This is a genomic window from Enterococcus sp. C57, assembly GCF_040887305.1.
GTDB lineage: Bacteria > Bacillota > Bacilli > Lactobacillales > Enterococcaceae > Enterococcus_B > Enterococcus_B hirae.
Genome location: NZ_JBFOFP010000002.1, coordinates 368,174 through 387,173, shown reverse-complemented (window position 1 = coordinate 387,173; position 19,000 = coordinate 368,174). Strand labels below are relative to the sequence as shown.

Here is a 19,000-nt window from a genome sequence, read left to right as displayed (position 1 = left end):
AATTTACAATTATGGGTAAATATTTTGGAACGGATGGTGTCCGTGGCGAAGCCAATAAAGAATTGACACCAGAATTAGCGTTTAAGTTAGGTAGATGTGGCGGATATGTATTAAGCCAACATGAAACAGAAGGGAAACGTCCACGGGTTTTAGTTGGGCGTGACACCAGAATCTCTGGGCAAATGCTAGAAGAAGCCTTAATTTCTGGTTTGTTATCAGTTGGTATTGAAGTATTTCAACTTGGCGTCATTTCCACACCAGGAGTTGCTTATTTAACAAGATTGCAAAAAGCCAATGCCGGCGTGATGATTTCTGCTTCACATAATCCTGCACAAGATAATGGAATCAAATTTTTTGGTGCTGATGGGTTTAAATTAGTGGATGAACAAGAATTAGAAATTGAAGCATTGCTTGATGCCGAAGTGGACGAATTGCCACGTCCTTCAGCAGAGGGATTAGGAACAGTAGAAGAATTTCCAGAAGGCTTATTAAAATATTCTCAATTCTTAGTGCAAACGATCAATGGGGATCTATCAGGCCTAACCGTTTGTGTCGATGCGGCAAATGGGGCGACAGCAACTTCTGTCAACCGTTTATTCGCAGACTTAGAAACAGATTTTTATACGATGGGTACCAGCCCTAATGGCTTAAATATTAACGATGGTGTTGGTTCAACACACCCTGAAAAGTTAGCTGAAATGGTTGTTGAAAAAGGCGCCGATGCCGGTTTAGCATTTGATGGTGATGGGGATCGAATTATTGCAGTGGATGAACTTGGGAACATCGTTGATGGTGATAAAATCATGTTTATTTGTGCGAAATACCTTTCAAAGAAAAATCGTTTGAAAAAAGATACGATCGTTACAACGGTCATGAGTAATTTAGGATTCCATAAAGCGGTGGAAGAAATTGGCTTGAAGGACGTAGTTACTCAGGTTGGTGACCGCTATGTTGTAGAAGAAATGCGAAAAAATGATTATAATTTTGGTGGAGAACAATCTGGTCATATGGTCTTCCTTGACTTTAATACTACAGGTGATGGAATGCTATCAGGAATCCAATTACTGAATATCATGAAGCAAACTGGGAAGAAATTATCCGAGTTAGCGAGCGAAGTGACGATCTACCCACAAAAATTAGTAAATATCCGAGTAAGTAACAAAAATGGTGCAATGGAAGTTCCAGCGATCAAAAAAGTGATTGAAGAAACTGAGGCTGAGATGGCTGGTGAAGGAAGAATTTTAGTTCGTCCTTCTGGAACTGAACCATTATTACGTGTCATGGCTGAAGCGCCAACGGATGAAAAAGTAGCATATTACGTGGATAAGATTGCTGCAGTTGTTCGAGAAGAGATCGGACTTGAAGAATAAGAACTAAAATTTTTCTCATTTTAATAGTAATCGACTGTTATTTACAAAAATGTTTTCTTGTTTTTGTGAATAACAGTTTTTTTGTCCGTAGGAAAACAAATTTGGGTTGCTGTCAAATGCTTGTTCCAAGATAACTACTTTTTTGTATAAAATTAGCGTTGGGTTTAGAATATTCTCCGTTAAAAGTTGTTATGATAGAACTTTAATTTCTAATTATACGAAAAAAAAGGGCTTTTTTTATCTCTGAATAGATTAAACTAACTTGCGAAACAACTAATTTAGAGGAGGTAAATATGAAAATTTTCAAAAAACTGATTCGATTGATGATGATTGTTTTTCTATTTGTAAAACCGGTCATTGTAGTAGCGGTTGACCCATCTTATGCACCCTCTTATCAACTAGCAGAAGAGGTGATTATAAAAAATGGTGAATTTAATGATGGGTTGAATCACTGGATCGTTTCCAATCCTGGAAGTAACAATCCTGCACTTGTGACAGATGAAAGTGGCAATCATTATGTAATGGCATCAAATGGAGAGAATATCCTGCAATATGTTCAGTTAAAACCGAAAACGACCTATCAATTCACTTATTATGTGATCGGAGACCCTTCGTTTCCAGCAATTGTGGAATTTGGCACGCTTAATCATGGGGAAGGGTTTATTTCGTTGAAGGATGAGAGACATTATAATGATGCTTGGAAACAACATGAATTTAGCTTTACGACTCCGGAAGGTGAAAATACATATATTATCCGTTTTGCGTCTAGTGGAAACGGGACAGCATATTTTGATAATGTTCAAGCCACTGCATTAGATTTGGAAGCTCCTACCAATCCTAAAAATCTGAAAGTCAACGACGTTTCAAGTGATAGTGTTAGCTTGTCTTGGGAAGCTGCAACAGACAACGTAGGCGTAATGGGTTATTTGGTTTATCGAGACAACCAACTGATTCAAACAGTCACCGGTGCAGACCTCGCCTATACCGACAATGGATTAACGGAAGATACTACCTATACGTATGAAGTAAGAGCAGTTGATCAAGCGGGGAATGTATCAGTAGCGAGTAATGCAGTGACGGCTAGGACAAAATTGGCGAGTAGCAGCCCACCTGCAGTGCCTTTGAATTTAAAAGTCACTAGTGTAACAACTGATAGTGTCAGCTTATCGTGGGAATCAGCGACAGATAGCATTGACGTAATCGGTTATATCATTTATCGAGACAATCAGTTAATTCAAGGAGTGATTGGTGCGGAGGAAGTAGCATACACGGATATAGGATTAATGGAAGATACGATGTATACATATCAAGTGAGAGCAGTTGATCAGGCAGGAAACATATCAGAAATGAGTAATACAGTAACAGCTAAGACAAAACAAACAGAAGAAATTCTTCCTCCTGCAGCTCCTTTGAACTTGCGAATCGATGATGTAACAACTAACAGTGTCAGCTTGTCATGGCAAGAAGCAATCGATAATGTTGATGTAGCTAGTTATAACGTTTATCGAGATGATCAGTTGGTCCAAACGCTAACTGGTATGGATTTAACCTACATAGATACAGGCTTGATGGAAGATACCACCTATACCTATATAGTCAAAGCTGTTGATCAATCAGGGAATCTATCAGAAGCAAGTAATGCGGTAACGGCTAGGACAAAATCAGCAGAAGATCTGACTCCTCCTACGCCACCTTTGAATTTACGAATCGATGATGTAACAACTAACAGTGTCAGCTTGTCGTGGGAAGCAGCAATCGATGATGTGGGTGTCACTGGTTATCACGTCTATCGAGACGATCAGTTAGTCCAAACACTTTCTGGTACGGACTTAACTTACATAGACACAGGATTGATGGAGGCTACCACTTATACCTATAAAATCAGAGCGGTTGATCAAGCTGGTAATCTATCAGAAGCAAGTAATGCAGTGAAAGCAAGAACGAAAATGACAATTGAGGTGAGTCGCCCGTTGCCCCCTACTAAACTGAGATCAGCCCGTGTCACAGAACATGAAGTGGCTTTAATGTGGGACGCACCTAATGAATCGAAGGAAATCATGAGCTATCAAGTTTATCGAAACAATGTATTGGTAGGAGAAGTAGCGAGGGAAACCTCACTATATACTGATAAAGATTTACAGGAAAATACGAAATATTCTTATGTAGTTAAATCGAAAAACAAAGAAGGGAATCTCTCGGAAGAAAGTAATAAAATTATTGTGCAGACAAGCAAAAAACATGAGACGGTTCCTCCTTTAGAGGAAGAGATAGTAAAAGAATCAACGGAAAAACCACCTGTGGCAAAAGAAACCGAAACAATAAATAATGGAGCAATTAATAAAGGAAAAGAGGAAGCAAAAGTGAATAAGAATACTGCTAAAAAGGTGAGTAAACAGTTACCAGCTACGGGTAATAAAGTTAGTCCATTGCTACAACTACTGGGGCTAACCATAGTGAGTGTAACAATCCTGTTATCTTACAGGAGACAAAAAAAGAGCCATCAAGCAAAACAGCCCGGAACTAATGCTTAGCTCCTTTAGATGGGGGACTCGATGCAAAATAGGTTAAAACAATAAAAAGTCATTTTCGAACTGATTGATGACTACACAAAAAAGCCAAAAAGGCAATGAAAATTAAATTTCATTGTTTTTTGGCTTTTTTCATGATAATTCATATTAGATTTATTTTTGAGGCAATTGTTCTATTCAACAGTCACAGATTTTGCCAAATTTCTCGGTTTATCAACATCAAGACCTCTTAGCAAGGTCGCATAGTAGGCAATCAATTGTGTAGGGATCACTGTGATTAATGAAGTAAGTAAAGGATGAACAACAGGCAATACTAATTGGTCATCTGATCGATCTAAGCCTTTTGTAGCCATGACCAATGTTTTTGCTCCACGACTTTCCACTTCTTTTAGATTTCCTCTCGTGTGTGCACCTGTTATCTCTTCGCTGATCATCCCGATAACCGGTGTGTTCGTTTCAATCAGCGCGATCGTACCATGTTTTAATTCCCCAGCTGCGAAACCTTCTGCTTGGATATAACTGATTTCTTTTAACTTCAATGCAGCCTCTAAAGAGACAGCATAATCTGTTCCACGTCCAATATAAAAAGCGTTTCTTGCATCCATTAGATAGTCAGCTGCTAACTCCTGTAAGTAGTCCTTTTGAGAAATTAGTTCTTCCATGCCATTCGCTACGATACTAAGCTCGTGCGTTAGATCGAATTCTCTAGCTGAAGAAAGATTTTTTTCATGACCAATTCCTTTAGCAAGTGCAGCTAAAACAGCGATTTGAGCAGTATAAGCTTTTGTTGAAGCCACGGCGATTTCAGGTCCAGCATGTAGTAAAAGAGTGTAAGAAGCTTCCCTTGATAAAGTAGAGCCAGGTACATTAGTGATTGTCAATGATGGGTAATTCAATTCATTCATTTTCACGAGTACTTGTCGACTGTCTGCTGTTTCTCCACTTTGGCTTAAGAAAATAAAAAATGGTTTCTCTGAAAGTAAAGGCAAATTATAACCAAATTCACTTGCAAGGTGGACTTCCACAGGAATACGGGTTAATTGTTCTAAAATAGGTTTTCCAACTAAGCCAGCATGGTAACTCGTTCCACAAGCAACAATGTAGATACGGTCACTGTTTTTAGCTGTTTCTAAAAGTTGTTTGTCCATCAGTACTTCATTCTCATGGTTCACGTAAGTTTGGGCAATCTTTCGCATAACGATCGGTTGTTCATCGATTTCTTTCAACATGTAGTAAGGATAAGTGCCCTTTTCAATATCAGCTGCATCAATTTGTGCTTCAAAAGAAGTTCGTTCAACTGGTTGACCTGAGATCGTTTCGATTGAAATCTCATTTTTAGTGACGATCACTAATTCGCCATCTTCAATTTCAACAAATTCTTTCGTATAAGCCAGCATAGCCATTGCATCGCTGGCGATAACATTGAATCCGTCTCCCAGACCAATTAAGAGAGGGCTTTTGTTTTTAGCGACAAAAATTTGATCTGGCAGAGTACGATCAATTAATGCGAAAGCATAAGAACCTTTGATTAATTGAAGTGTTTTGACAAAGGCAGATTTTGTATCCAGTCCTTCATTTGCAAAAAATTCAATAAGATGAGCAATGATCTCAGTATCCGTTTCCCCTGAAAATTGATCCGTTTCTAAATAATCATTTTTTAGTTCAGCAAAGTTTTCAATTACACCGTTATGGACAAGAACAAAACGTCCGCTTTGAGAAGTGTGAGGGTGCGCATTTTTTTGAGAAGGTTCGCCATGAGTTGCCCAACGAGTGTGACCGATTCCGATTGTTCCCGCTGTTTCGTTTGTTAGCTTATCCTTTAGGTTCTGAATTCTACCTTGTGCTTTGACCAAAAAATCATTTTCATGATTCGCAACAAAGATTCCAGCCGAATCGTATCCCCGATATTCTAATTTTTCTAAACCATTGATCAATCCTGGTGTTACGTTTTCTAATCCAATCATTCCGACAATTCCACACATAAAAAACATCCTACTTTCTATAATATAATCATTATGAAAGTTTCCAGCTGCTGGAATCGATTTTTGTTCTATCTTCACAGATAGGTTTTGATCGATCCTATAGAGTGCAGTCCCTAGGGTCATCCGCCGAATATTTCGATAAACCCTTTCCTCGTCATCTGTAACTACAGACCAGGCGCTATTCCTTAAAATGAGAATGGTATATCTAAACTCCTTTTTCGTATTTTTCTGGAAACTTCTTAAATGATAACGTTGTTGTGTGATGTTTGTCAATAAAAAAGAGAGAAAATAAAATTGGTCTATATGGTTGTGGCGGGAGGGTCGAAATGAAGTTTTGACTATCATCTTTTTGCAGACTTCGGTACAATATGAGAGTAAGTAAAAGAAGGAGGATGAAAAATGGCATCAAATATCGCAGTCTTGACATTAGGCATGCTAAAAAAACAGTTGGCCGAACTTGAAAAAGTAAATACAGTGGATGATGAAACCAAAATCTTTTTAGATACTGGTTGGGATAGTATCCAAGAAATTGCGCCTGATGCGTTGACTATTGGAGAAGCGCAACAATTCGTAGTAGAAGATGAGTGGACAAAAGAGAAGTTCAATGGATTTACATTAGTCGAAAAAGCAGAAAAAATGAATGCAACTGGAGATAAAGAAACAGTGATCGTTATCAAAAATTTATATTAAGCGAGGGAGAGTATGAATAAAAAGCGTTGGATAGCAGTGTTGATTGCGGCAGGCTTATTGGTTGTTTCGTTGGTATCATCTAGCCTGACGTCAAATTCAAAAGAAGAAAAGCAAATGAGTGGTTTGAATAGCTTATTATATGGCACTAATGAATTATCGCCCACAGTTCTGGAAGAAGGAGATAGTTCAGAAAAAATCGTAAAATTGACTGTTGATGGGACGATCACTAGTGATGGAACATCAGGTTTGTTTGCAACAGAAGGATACAATCACGCTAAGTTTATGGAGCAATTAAATGCTATAAAAGAAGATAAAACGATCAAAGGGATGATGTTAGAAGTCAATTCTCCTGGTGGTGGTGTTTATGAAAGTGCAGAAATAGCTAAGACAATCAGTGATATCCGAAATGAACGAAATATTCCAATGTATGTCAGTATGAAAAATACAGCTGCTAGTGGCGGATATTATATCTCAGCCCAAGCAGATAAAATCTATGCAACAGAGGAAACAGTCACTGGGTCCATTGGTGTCATCATGTCAGGTCTTAATTATTCTGGACTTTTAGAAAAATTAGGGATCGAGGATACGACGGTAAAAAGTGGTGCATTGAAAGATATGGGTTCAAGTACTAGACCACAAACGCCAGAAGATCAAAAAGTCTTACAAACTTATATCGATAATGCCTACAATCGATTTGTCAAAGTAGTCAGTACTGGACGAAATCAATCAGAAGAAGAAGTCCGAAAAATTGCGGATGGTCGTATTTATGATGGAGAACAGGCGAAAGCAGTCGGATTAGTGGATGAAATTGGGTATCCACAAGACGCGTTAAAAGCGATGAGAAGTGAGCAACATTTAGAAAACGCTCAGTTAGTAGAATATGAAACGAATACTACTGGTTTTGCAAACACATGGTTCGGTTCGAAACTTGCTCAGCTTCAAGGCCTAAAAGCTTCTGAAACAAGTCAAATCTTGTCTTTCTTAGAAAATCAAGGAACCGTACAATCACCAAAGGCAATGTATTATTACGGAGGTGAGTAAGTATGACGAAGCAACCAGAAGATTTATCTTCACATAACAAGGCAGATCGTCCTGCTGTGGGTCCAGATCCAGGCTTTTCTCAAAAAGTACTGCAATCTTTTAAAGAAAAACCATTATCTGAAAGTGAAATCAAAGTAAATCAACAACAATGGCAACAGTATACCGAAGATAAAGAGGAAAAAATCAATGTAAATGACTTTCCTAAATATTTTTATGCAGGATTTTGGATAAGATTTTTCGCTTTTATTGTGGATCTGATTTGTATTGGCTCAATCACACGGTTGACCATTGGCTTAGCGGCTAATTTAGACTGGTTAAAAGTATCCGATTCTTATTTAAGTATTTATGGTTTTGCTGCTTTGCTGATTTACCTTGGTTATTTTATTTTATTCACGAAATTAAATCATGGTCAAACGATTGGAAAAATGATTTTTGGGATTCGTGTGATTTGCTTTAATGAATCAGATTTGAGTTGGACAACAGTGCTGGTGAGAGAAGGCGCTTGTCGGTTCATTTTGAAATTCCCATTACTTTTTGTTGGCTATTTACCGACAATCTTTAATCAAAGAAAACAGCATATTGGTGATTATTTTTCAAATACGAGTGTAGTCACGCTAAATCTAGTCAAAGCCTTTAATCAAGAAATTAATGCTTGATTCATTTTATTTTTTCAACATGGCAATCTAAAAAAGATTGTCATGTTTTTTTATGTTTGATACTATAGTTTTATTCATGATTTTACTGGCAAAGAGTCGAAGGGAGAACGAACATTGGAGCCGATTGATTTTCCTGATAAATACGAAAATCTTATGCGTCTAGCACAACAAGCATTAGCTGATCATCAATATTTACAAGCAAAAACATTTTTACAACGAGCATTGGAGCTTAAAGGAACATTTGAGGCGAACCGTCTACTTGTCCTTTGCTTAGTTGAGCTAGATGAAAAAAAAGAAGCGCTGAATCAGGCGTTTCCTTATGAAAATGACTACCTGACAGATGAAAAAGTGGCAGCTTTTTATTTTGATCTGCTGATCCAAACAAAAGATTATCTTTATGCTCGCAAGTTAATTGCCAGCTATGATTTTTCTGATTTATTTGAGCAACTCATGGTAGAGAAGATCCAACAAGCAGAAAATTTCACGAGTCAAAATGACCGTCAAAAAATACGTAAGATTCATCTTAGTGTTGAAAAAATGCCGACAATGCCACCTGCAGAACAACTTTTGGTTGTGTCTGAGATTGAAGAGTTGCCTTATCATGAATTGGTACAAACAATCAAAAAAATGATTATCTTACCAGAGATCCACTTATTAGTGCGAGCAAAAATGTTAGAGTCACTCGTGCAAGTGAAGAAACACCAGCCAGTTGTTTATTTAACGATGGATCAGACGTTTATAGAAGTCATACCTGCAACATTACCAAAACCAGAAAAGCAAAAGGCTTATGAACAGTTAATGCGATTAGCAGAAGCTTATGAAGATCAAGATGCCTATCTTAGTACAGTGCTAAAAGAAGAATTTATGATGCAATCCGCTCTTCTTTATCCTGTTTATGATACATATGTCGGTGATCCTAAAAAATGGTTTGCTGATACACTTAGCATGTATGATCCAAACTATAATAATAGACAAACAGAAGCAGAGGAAGCAGATTTCCTAGAAAAAAGGGGAAATATTTTAAGGGAAATGCTACTCTTTCAAAGTGACCGTTGACACTTATCAGATAAAAAAGTCATGAAAAACGTGGATTCTAACCATTCAATATGTTTACAATTTGAAAGGGTTAGTGTACTATTTAAGGGTATGCATGAAACGTTTTTGATGTATAAAATGAATTTTCTAAACTCGGAGGGAACTAAATGACTGCAACATTTGAAAAAAAAGGCACAAACGATGGTGTTTTAAAATTTACGATTGCGCAAGATGAAATTCAAAAAGGATTGACAGCTGCGTTTAATAAAGTTAAAGGAAACTTGAACGTACCAGGGTTCCGTAAAGGGAAAGTTTCACGCCAAGTATTCAACCGTATGTACGGAGAAGAAGCTCTTTATGAAGACGCATTGAATGCTGTCTTACCTGAAAGCTATGAAGCAGCAGTTAAAGAAGCAGGTATCGAACCTGTATCACAACCTCAAATCGATGTTGAAAGCATGGAAAAAGGGCAAGATTGGGTGATCACTGCTGAAGTAACAGTTAAACCTGAAGTGAAATTAGGTCAATATAAAGATTTAGTTGTTGAAAAACAAGACCGTGAAGTTACTGAAGCGGATGTGGAAGAACGTATCAAACGTGAACAAGAAGCTCAAGCAGAATTAGTAATCAAAGAAGATGCTCCAGCAGAAAATGGCGATACTGTAGTGATTGACTTTGAAGGCTTTGTTGATGGCGAAGCATTCGATGGCGGAAAAGGTGAAAACTATTCACTAGAACTAGGCTCTGGTTCATTCATTCCTGGCTTTGAAGATCAATTGATCGGTAAAAAATCAGGTGAAAGCTTAGATGTAACAGTTACTTTCCCAGAAGACTATCAAGCAGAAGATCTTGCCGGTAAAGAAGCAGTGTTCAAAGTAACGGTTCATGAAGTAAAAGCTAAAGAAGTACCTGAATTAGATGATGAATTTGCAAAAGATGTAGATGATGAAGTTTCTACATTAGCAGAATTGAAAGAAAAATATCTAAAAGAATTGACAGAAGCAAAAGAAAAAGAAGCAGAAGACGCAAAAGATGAAGCTGCAATCCGCTTAGCTGTTGAAAATGCAGAAATCGTTGATCTGCCACACGTGATGGTTCACGATGAAGTACACCGTTCAATGGATGAATTTTTGAACAACATGCAACGTCAAGGAATCTCTCCTGACATGTACTACCAATTAACTGGTTCTACAGAAGAAGACTTGCACAAACAATTTGAAGGCGAAGCAGAAGTACGCACAAAAACAAATCTTGTAATCGAAGCTATCGCTAAAGCAGAAGGACTAGCAGCAACAGAAGAAGAAATCAACGCTGAAATCCAAGAATTATCTGAGACATACAACATGCCAATCGAACAAATCAAACGAGTGTTAACAGAAGATATGTTGGAACATGATGTGACAATGAAAAAAGCAATCGATTTGATTACTGGAACTGCTACTGAAGCAAAATAATCATCTTTTATTGCATTTTATCAAAGAGGAAACTGAGAGGTTTCCTCTTTTTGCATATTTTCGATTTTTGGTTCTTGTTTAGTGCTTTTGCTTTTTTTTGAATTATGGTATGATAGTAAAAGACTGTAAAGTCTGTGATAGTTTCTTGCATTTATGATGCAAGTTAAGGGGTGAAGACCATGTATGATAATCCAAGTGGCAATGAGACCGTACGTTGTTCTTTTTGCGGGAAAACACAAGAAGAAGTAAAAAAAATCGTGGCTGGTCCAGGGGTCTACATCTGTAATGAATGTATTGACCTATGCAAAGAAATCATTGATGAAGAATTTTATGAAGAAGCGGTACGTGAATTCACAGAAGTACCAAAACCATTAGAAATTTTGGAAGTCTTAAATAATTATGTGATTGGTCAAGATCGTGCGAAACGTTCATTAGCTGTAGCAGTATACAATCACTATAAGCGTGTTAATCAACAATCCCAAGAAGATGCAGATGATGTTGAACTGCAAAAAAGTAATATCTGTCTGATCGGTCCTACTGGATCAGGGAAAACTTTCTTGGCACAAACATTAGCTAAAACGTTAAATGTACCTTTTGCGATCGCTGATGCAACCAGTTTAACTGAAGCTGGTTATGTTGGGGAAGACGTCGAAAACATCCTATTGAAATTATTGCAATCAGCTGATTACAATGTGGAACGAGCTGAAAAAGGGATCATCTACATTGACGAAATCGATAAAATTGCTCGTAAAAGTGAGAATGTTTCAATTACTCGAGATGTTTCAGGTGAAGGTGTCCAACAAGCCTTATTGAAGATTTTAGAAGGAACAGTTGCCAGCGTTCCCCCTCAAGGCGGTCGGAAACATCCTCATCAAGAATTTATCCAAATCGATACAACAAATGTTTTGTTTATCGTAGGTGGTGCGTTTGATGGGATTGAAACAATTGTTAAAAATCGTCTAGGAGAAAAGACAATCGGTTTCGGGACTAAAAATCAAAAATTAGCAGATGGAGAAAGTGTCATGCAAGAAATCATTCCAGAAGATCTATTGAAATTTGGTTTGATTCCTGAATTTATTGGTCGTTTACCAGTAATGGCAGCACTTGAAAAATTAACGACAGAAGATCTTGTGCGTATTTTGACAGAGCCAAAGAATGCTTTGGTCAAACAATACCAAAAATTACTTGCTTTGGATAATACGGAATTAGAATTTGAACCAGAGGCATTAACAGCAATCGCTGAAAAAGCAATTGCCCGAAATACTGGGGCACGTGGACTACGTTCGATCATCGAAGAAATCATGATGGATATTATGTTTGACATCCCATCTAATGAGAATATCGAAAAAGTGATCATTACGAAAGAAGCTGCTGAATTAACAGGAGAACCGACTGTCGTTTATAAAGATTCTGAGAAAAAAGCGGGATAAAAGCAGATAGAAGCTGGAGTGCTGTCGTGAAAGTTAGTTATTGCTTTTGCGGCAGCTTTGTCTTTTTATCGAAACTATTGATTAATGATTAAGGCATTCTATTGACAGCAGGCGATTCAACGTTGTGATTACTCAAAATTGGCAAATAGGGAAGATGACTTTCGTTTATGTAAAAACGTACTTTCCGCAATCAACTGCAGTTTTTCGATCGTTGAATCTTAGAATGAAATCAAAAAACCTCAAAACATGAGAAGCTGTTTCGAGATTTTTTTCTTTAATGAACGAATCAATTCATGCTTCTCGCAACCTGTTACACGGCGTTTAAGAAGCGACTCTTCGTATATCAGAGATTGTTTAATAAAGTGATATTAAACAATCTTCCCTCATCTCGATAGAGTTCCTTTCTTCTTCAACGACCTTTTTTAGGAGAGATTTTATGAAAGTACATCAAGCAGAAATAGTGATTAGTGCAGTTGCACCAAAACAATACCCAGAATCTGATTTACCAGAAATTGCTTTAGCAGGGCGTTCAAATGTCGGAAAGTCTTCTTTTATCAATACGTTGATTGACCGAAAGAATTTAGCTCGCACTTCGGGAAAACCAGGTAAGACCCAAACATTGAATTTTTATTTGATTGAAAATGCGTTACACTTTGTCGATGTCCCTGGTTATGGTTATGCCAAAGTATCAAAGACTGAACGTGCAAAATGGGGTAAAATGATCGAAACATATATTACGACCAGAGAGCAGTTGCGAGCAGTCGTTTCTTTAGTCGATTTACGTCACAAACCTTCCCAAGAGGATATCCAGATGTATGAATTTTTGAAATATTACGATATTCCAGTGATTGTCGTAGCGACTAAAGCGGATAAGATACCACGAGGAAAATGGAACAAGCATGAAAGTGAAATCAAAAAAGCGTTGGATTTTGATAATAATGATCAGTTTATTTTATTTTCTTCTGTCACAAAGCAAGGAAAAGAAGAAGCTTGGCAGGCAATTGAAGAAGCAATTTCAGAATAAAAAACTAGTAGCAGACGAAGGACTCAAAGAGGAGAACATTCGCTTGCTACTAGTTTTTTTCTATTTTTTTGTCTGTTCTTTTTTTTCGTCATTTTTTGGTTTCAAAAAGCGATCGATTTCTTCTTTTGAAGCAACTGTTTTTTCTGGATCAACAGCAAAGGATTCAAATAATTTATCAAGATTATCTGTACGTTCAAATTTAAGCCCCAAATTATTCACCTCTTTGATTATTTGTTTCTATTCTACCATGGATAGTTACTAAAATAATTGGAAGTCGTTAAATTTTAGTTTTTTCTTATGCTTGGTTATAATTTAATTATAAAACAATTTGAAAGGAGTGAGAGCGTAGTGGAAGAACAACAATTATTAATGACGATTCAATTAACCGATTTGAATCAAAGTCAAAGAGAAAATGAATTGGAAGATTGGTTCTTTTTTATTCGGATGATGTTTAGTCCCTCATTTTTTCAGACTTCTCGTCAGACAGCACGAATATTTGAATGGACAACCTTTAAAAAGGAAGCAATGCAGGAATCTCAGTTCGCATTTGGTTGGCTGACTGTAAAAAATGAAAGGAATGAGTGTCGTTTTCATTTTGATGGTCAACAATTGATCATTAAGAATATTTTGGAGAAGAATATTTTCTTACAACATGAATCGGTGATCAGAGATTATATCCAGCTTAAAATGGATAAAAATGGCGTATTTGCTTACTTACGTTCATACAATGAATTTAAGTATCATAATATTAAAGAAATTGAAGAACGGTTGAAGTTTGAAACACAAGAAGCTATTGATAAGTTGCCAAAGATGAGAGAACGATCGGGAGCGGTTGTGATTGATTGTAATCAATTGCCTGGTTACGATCTATCTCATGAGGGATTATGCTTTACTTCTTGTTGGGAAATGTATTACAGCTCTTACTACTATCGCATCATTCCGAAACAAGTATTTTTAGATGTCCAACAAGTGGAATTTGTAAAAGAGAAACAAAATGGTGTGATCTGTATTCAATTATATCGTGACCCTTTCAAATGGGCCGAGGAAACGAATCGACATTTTCAGACCTATTATCGCGACCAATTGGGATTTGATCATCTTTCTTGGGACAATGGTGTTGGGCTTTTGAAAGCCCCGTACATTGAGTATGCTTATACCGATCAAAGTATTCAATCTGTTCAATACCAAAATGAAAGAATGCAACCGACTCAGAAAAAGGATGCGACGTTCTTCGTTACTCGAAGTTATAATTTTGTCAATGATGAATACCACGAAAAGCGAGTAAGAGGGAGGTTGAATACACAAGCTTATTTTCCTTGGGTAGATGAGCAGCGGGCGCAGATGATGTTTTACAAAGTGATTGATCCTCGTATTTCTTTAGATGATGGGATCGAAGCTTATTGCTACTATATAAGAGAATACTTAGAGATCGCAGTTGACGATGAAAAATATCAAGAATATTTAGTTACTTTACGATTATACGTACCTACTGAAAATTTGACACAGCTCCCATTGAATGAAATTCGCGAAAAACTATCAGATATTCAGTTTAAGCGAATAAGAAAAAGACGAGGACGTTTAAGCTTTGACGTGAAAAAAGGTGTAAATCATCTTAGAGTAGAAATCTATGATTATCCAAAGTTAAACAAATTTGCGACATTACAAAAAATTTGAGGTGATCACATGGATAAACACTTATATTATCGGGTCATGTTACCTACAGCATTTGTAGCTTTTTTGATGTTCTTTCTTCCCAACATCCCTGTACGATCAATTTTGGGCTTTATCATTATGTTCATTGGATTAGGAAGGTACTATTATTTAGTGCATAGAAAATAAAGCATATAAAAGGTTGTGGAAGAATCATACAGCGAATACCGTTCGTACTTCTTTACAACCACTCAAGAGTCTGGACCAGTTGAAAGTTCAGACTCTTTTTTGAATGTTTTAGATTGTCTATGAATGTTTTTGAATGATTTTTATTGATTAATAAAAAGAATTATGCTACTATATGTCGTGAGGTGATCGTGGAAATGCTTACAGAAGAGCGCAGACAAAAAATACTACACTTGTTAGAACAAAATAAAATAGTGAAATCTCAAGATTTAGTAACACTTCTAAACGCTTCTGAATCAACGATTAGACGTGATTTGCAAGAGTTGGAGAATGATGGTCTGTTAGAAAGAATCCATGGTGGCGCGAAAAAAGGGCAACTTTTAGGGTTTGAACAGAATATGAGTGAAAAAACGCTCAAAAACGTTCAAGAAAAACAAACAATCGCTCGATTAGCAGCTCAATTAATCAATGACGATGACGTTATTTATTTAGATGCTGGGTCCACGACGTTAGAAATGATCCCATATTTGCAAGAGAAAAAGGTAACGGTAGTAACTAATTCAGTGAAACATGCAGCTAGTTTGGTTGATTTGCAACTTCCCACCATCATATTAGGTGGACAAGTTAAATTATCAACAAATGCTGTACTAGGAAATAGTACAATCAGCCAGTTAAAAAATTTCTATTTTAATAAAGTGTTTATGGGAATGAACGGTGTTGACTTGAACCGTGGATTTACAACGCCAGATCCGGAAGAAGCAGCCGTGAAACGTCTAGCAATGGCAAATGCGGAAGAAAGTTTTGTCCTGATTGATCATTCTAAGTTCAACAAGCTTAGTTTCACTTCTGTGGCACCTTTAGAAGCAGCCACGATCGTAACCGAACGTTGTCCATTGGAATTTGTTACCGATTATCGGGAACGGACAACTATCAAGGAGGCAGCTATACAATGATTTATACAGTAACATTAAATCCGTCGATTGACTTTATCGTACGTGTCGATGGGTTAAAAATCGGGGAATTGAATCGAATGAAAGAAGACTTTAAAGTTCCTGGCGGAAAAGGGATCAATGTTTCTCGAATTTTGAAAAGAATTGACTCTGATTCGACAGCCCTTGGTTTTTTAGGAGGCTTTACAGGAAACTTTATCGCAGAGTGGTTGGAAAAAGAAACAATCCAAACTTCTTTTACAACAGTTCAATCAGATACTCGGATCAATATCAAATTAAAATCTGATTCTGAAACGGAGATCAATGGTTTAGGCCCAACGATCTCAGATGAAGAAATCCAATCATTCAAGCAAGCGCTAAGTGTTGTGAACAAAGGGGACATCGTTGTCTTATCTGGTAGTACTCCTGCCAGCTTAAGAAAAGGGTTCTATCAAGAATTGATTGAGATCATTCGTGAAAAAGAAGCGGACTTTGTGATTGATACAACTGGGGATGATCTAAAAAATTCTCTTGCTAAAAGACCATTGTTGATCAAACCTAATAACCATGAATTAGCCGAATTATATCAGACACACTTTGATCGTGTGGAAGAGATTTTGCCATATGGTAAGAAACTATTAGCTGAAGGGGCACAAAATGTCTTGATATCAATGGCGGGAGATGGTGCCTTGTTATTTACTAATGAAGGTGCTTACCGATCAAACGTATTAGTTCGCCCGTTAAAAAACTCGGTTGGTGCAGGAGATTCAATGATTGCTGGATTTATTGGTGCTTATAGCAAAAATCAAGATCCAGTGGAAGCATTTAAATGGGGAGTCGCTTGTGGAAGTGCGACAGCATTTTCTGATGATTTAGCTTCTAGAGCATTGATTGATGAACTGTTACCAGAAGTTGAGATAACAAAAATAGATTCGTTTTCAGGAGGATTATCATGAATATCAAAGATTTAATGATCAAAGATGCAATGATCATGGACCTACAAGCAACTGATAAAAAAGGCGCAATTGATGAAATGGTCCAAAAAATGTTTGCTGCCGGAAGAATCTCAGATATTGAAACCTATAAAGAGGGGATTTTAGCACGAGAAGCGCAAACTTCTACCGGACTAGGTGACGGCATTGCGATGCCTCATGCAAAAAATGCAGCAGTAAAAGAAGCAACCGTACTATTTGCTAAAAGTAACAAAGGGGTCGATTATGAGGCATTAGATGGTCAGCCGACTTACCTATTCTTTATGATCGCAGCTCCAGAAGGCGCAAATGATACACACTTACAAGCGTTAGCTGCTTTATCCCGCCTTTTAGTGGATCCAGATTTTGTTGCAAAATTAAAAGAAGCAGATTCACCAGAAGCTGTACAAGAATTATTCCAAACAGCGGAAGATCAAAAAGCTGCGGAAGAAAAAGCAGAACAGGCAAAACAAGCTGAAGCTGCAACCGTTGATCCTAAGAGCAAGTTTGTTATTGCAGTAACCGCTTGTCCAACAGGAATTGCCCACACTTATATGGCGGAAGATGCTTTGAAGAAAAAAGCGAAAGAAATGGGCGTAGAGATCAAAGTTGAAACAAACGGATCAGAAGGCGTTAAAAACTTATTAACAGCTGAAGACATCGCTCGTGCGGATGGTGTAATCGTAGCAGCAGATAAAAAAGTTGCCATGGATCGCTTTGACGGGAAAGAACTTGTCAATCGTCCGGTTAGCGACGGGATTCGTAAGCCAGAAGAACTGATCAATCTTGCTTTAAGCGGTACTGCACCAGTTTATCATGGACAAGGGAAAGATACTGGTTCTGATGAAGGAAATGCAGAAGGAACCGTCGGCCAACGAATCTATAAAGATTTGATGAATGGTGTTTCTCATATGCTGCCGTTTGTTATTGGCGGTGGGATTGCAATTGCTCTTTCTTTCATGGTAGACCAATTTATGGGTGTACCACAAGATCAGCTTGCAAACCTTGGGAATTATAATCAAATTGCCAGCTGGTTCAACCAAATCGGTCAAGCTGCTTTTGGTTTCATGTTACCAGTTCTTGCTGGATTTATTGCTTCAAGTATCGGGGATCGCCCTGGTTTGATTGTTGGTTTTGCTGCTGGGGCATTAGCTAATACTGGCGGTGCAGGCTTCTTAGGGGCTTTGATCGGCGGTTTCTTAGCTGGATATGTCATTGTGTTCTTGCGTAAACTCTTCAAGAAATTACCTAAATCATTAGACGGAATCAAAACGATTCTCTTTTATCCCGTGTTTGGGTTGTTGATTACCGGTTTCTTGATGTTGTTAGTTAATGTACCGATGAAAGCAATCAATGATGCATTAAACGGATTTTTAACAAGTATGAGCGGTTCAAACGCTGCGTTACTTGGTGCTTTACTTGCAGGAATGATGGCTGCTGACTTAGGTGGACCAATTAATAAAGCGGCTTATGTTTTCGGTACAGCTACGCTAGCAACAACTGTTGCGACTGGCGGTAGTGTCGTGATGGCTTCTGTTATGGCTGGTGGGATGGTTCCACCATTAGCAATTTTTGTTGCTACTCGTTTATTCAAAAATAAATTTAGTAAAACAGATCAAGATGCTGGTCTAACGAATATTGTGATGGGCTTGTCCTTTGTAACAGAAGGATCGATCCCATTTGCAGCAGCTGATCCGATCCGCGCCATTCCAAGTTTCATTATTGGCTCTGCTTTAACAGGTGGTTTAGTTGGTGCTTTCGGCATCAAATTACTTGCTCCTCATGGTGGGATTTTCGTTGTATTCTTGTTAAGTCATCCAGTCTTGTACTTAGCATTCATCGCTATTGGTGCAATCGTTTCTGGTGTGATTTATGGTTTACTAAGAAAATCACCAACAGTAACAACAGCATAATTTTCAATTTATAAATATGAGACCTTCTTACGGAATTTAACAATAATTTTCGTAAGAAGGTTTTTTTGTGAGATTAAATGCAAATTTTTTGAAAATTAAAAAATGGAAAGCGAAAGTGATCAATAGATGCATAAATATAGG

15 protein-coding genes are annotated in these 19,000 nt (G+C 37.5%); 13 read left to right on the top strand and 2 right to left on the bottom strand.

What is annotated here, in order from left to right; genetic code table 11:
• The first annotated feature begins 11 nt into the window (after positions 1 to 11).
• The gene (glmM, locus tag AB5M32_RS03665; RefSeq protein WP_010718960.1) at positions 12 to 1,370 is read left to right on the top strand and encodes a phosphoglucosamine mutase; all 1,359 of its coding nucleotides are present in this window, start codon (positions 12 to 14) and stop codon (positions 1,368 to 1,370) included.
• A gap of 293 nt (positions 1,371 to 1,663) precedes the next feature.
• A complete protein-coding gene (locus AB5M32_RS03660) occupies positions 1,664 to 3,901 on the top strand; it encodes a fibronectin type III domain-containing protein (RefSeq protein ID WP_207431981.1) in 2,238 nt (745 codons plus the stop codon).
• Positions 3,902 to 4,071: 170 nt separating this feature from the next.
• Here the strand turns inward: AB5M32_RS03660 and glmS are convergent, their stop codons facing one another.
• The gene (glmS, locus tag AB5M32_RS03655) at positions 4,072 to 5,880 is read right to left on the bottom strand and encodes a glutamine--fructose-6-phosphate transaminase (isomerizing) (protein ID WP_034698260.1); all 1,809 of its coding nucleotides are present in this window, start codon (positions 5,878 to 5,880) and stop codon (positions 4,072 to 4,074) included.
• A 399-nt stretch (positions 5,881 to 6,279) separates the two neighbouring features.
• Here glmS and AB5M32_RS03650 point away from each other — a divergent pair, with 399 nt between their 5' ends.
• From AB5M32_RS03650 to yihA, 7 genes are all read left to right on the top strand, one after another.
• Positions 6,280 to 6,570 carry a hypothetical protein gene (locus AB5M32_RS03650; protein ID WP_010718963.1) on the top strand — a complete coding sequence of 97 codons (291 nt, stop codon included), beginning with the start codon at positions 6,280 to 6,282 and terminating at the stop codon, positions 6,568 to 6,570.
• 12 nt (positions 6,571 to 6,582) lie between these two features.
• Positions 6,583 to 7,611 carry a signal peptide peptidase SppA gene (sppA, locus tag AB5M32_RS03645; RefSeq protein WP_010718964.1) on the top strand — a complete coding sequence of 343 codons (1,029 nt, stop codon included), beginning with the start codon at positions 6,583 to 6,585 and terminating at the stop codon, positions 7,609 to 7,611.
• A 2-nt stretch (positions 7,612 to 7,613) separates the two neighbouring features.
• Positions 7,614 to 8,267 (top strand): RDD family protein, encoded by a 654-nt coding sequence (locus tag AB5M32_RS03640; protein ID WP_368024319.1) that lies wholly within the window; start codon positions 7,614 to 7,616, stop codon positions 8,265 to 8,267.
• Between the two features lie 114 nt (positions 8,268 to 8,381).
• Positions 8,382 to 9,323, top strand: coding sequence for a hypothetical protein (locus tag AB5M32_RS03635; RefSeq protein ID WP_010718966.1), 942 nt, complete (start codon positions 8,382 to 8,384; stop codon positions 9,321 to 9,323).
• Between the two features lie 146 nt (positions 9,324 to 9,469).
• Entirely contained in the window at positions 9,470 to 10,756 is a 1,287-nt protein-coding gene (gene tig / locus AB5M32_RS03630; protein WP_010718967.1) for a trigger factor, read from the top strand.
• 179 nt (positions 10,757 to 10,935) lie between these two features.
• Entirely contained in the window at positions 10,936 to 12,186 is a 1,251-nt protein-coding gene (gene clpX, locus AB5M32_RS03625; protein WP_010718968.1) for an ATP-dependent Clp protease ATP-binding subunit ClpX, read from the top strand.
• A 436-nt stretch (positions 12,187 to 12,622) separates the two neighbouring features.
• Positions 12,623 to 13,210 carry a ribosome biogenesis GTP-binding protein YihA/YsxC gene (gene yihA / locus AB5M32_RS03620; protein ID WP_010718969.1) on the top strand — a complete coding sequence of 196 codons (588 nt, stop codon included), beginning with the start codon at positions 12,623 to 12,625 and terminating at the stop codon, positions 13,208 to 13,210.
• A gap of 60 nt (positions 13,211 to 13,270) precedes the next feature.
• On the opposite strand, the gene AB5M32_RS03615 is transcribed toward yihA, so the two are convergent.
• Positions 13,271 to 13,420, bottom strand: a complete 150-nt coding sequence (locus AB5M32_RS03615) for an SPJ_0845 family protein (protein WP_010737727.1) — start codon at positions 13,418 to 13,420, stop codon at positions 13,271 to 13,273.
• 87 nt (positions 13,421 to 13,507) lie between these two features.
• Between AB5M32_RS03615 and AB5M32_RS03610 the strand changes: the two genes are divergently transcribed.
• The 4 genes from AB5M32_RS03610 to AB5M32_RS03595 all read left to right on the top strand — a co-directional run bounded on the left by AB5M32_RS03610 (position 13,508) and on the right by AB5M32_RS03595 (position 18,859).
• Entirely contained in the window at positions 13,508 to 14,884 is a 1,377-nt protein-coding gene (locus AB5M32_RS03610; protein ID WP_207414231.1) for a hypothetical protein, read from the top strand.
• Between the two features lie 359 nt (positions 14,885 to 15,243).
• Positions 15,244 to 15,999, top strand: coding sequence for a DeoR/GlpR family DNA-binding transcription regulator (locus AB5M32_RS03605; RefSeq protein ID WP_010718973.1), 756 nt, complete (start codon positions 15,244 to 15,246; stop codon positions 15,997 to 15,999).
• Positions 15,996 to 16,931, top strand: a complete 936-nt coding sequence (gene pfkB / locus AB5M32_RS03600) for a 1-phosphofructokinase (RefSeq protein ID WP_010718974.1) — start codon at positions 15,996 to 15,998, stop codon at positions 16,929 to 16,931. The genes AB5M32_RS03605 and pfkB overlap by 4 nt, the downstream gene beginning before the upstream one ends.
• The gene (locus AB5M32_RS03595; RefSeq protein WP_010737724.1) at positions 16,928 to 18,859 is read left to right on the top strand and encodes a fructose-specific PTS transporter subunit EIIC; all 1,932 of its coding nucleotides are present in this window, start codon (positions 16,928 to 16,930) and stop codon (positions 18,857 to 18,859) included. Before pfkB ends, AB5M32_RS03595 begins: the two co-directional genes overlap by 4 nt.
• Positions 18,860 to 19,000: the final 141 nt, after the last annotated feature.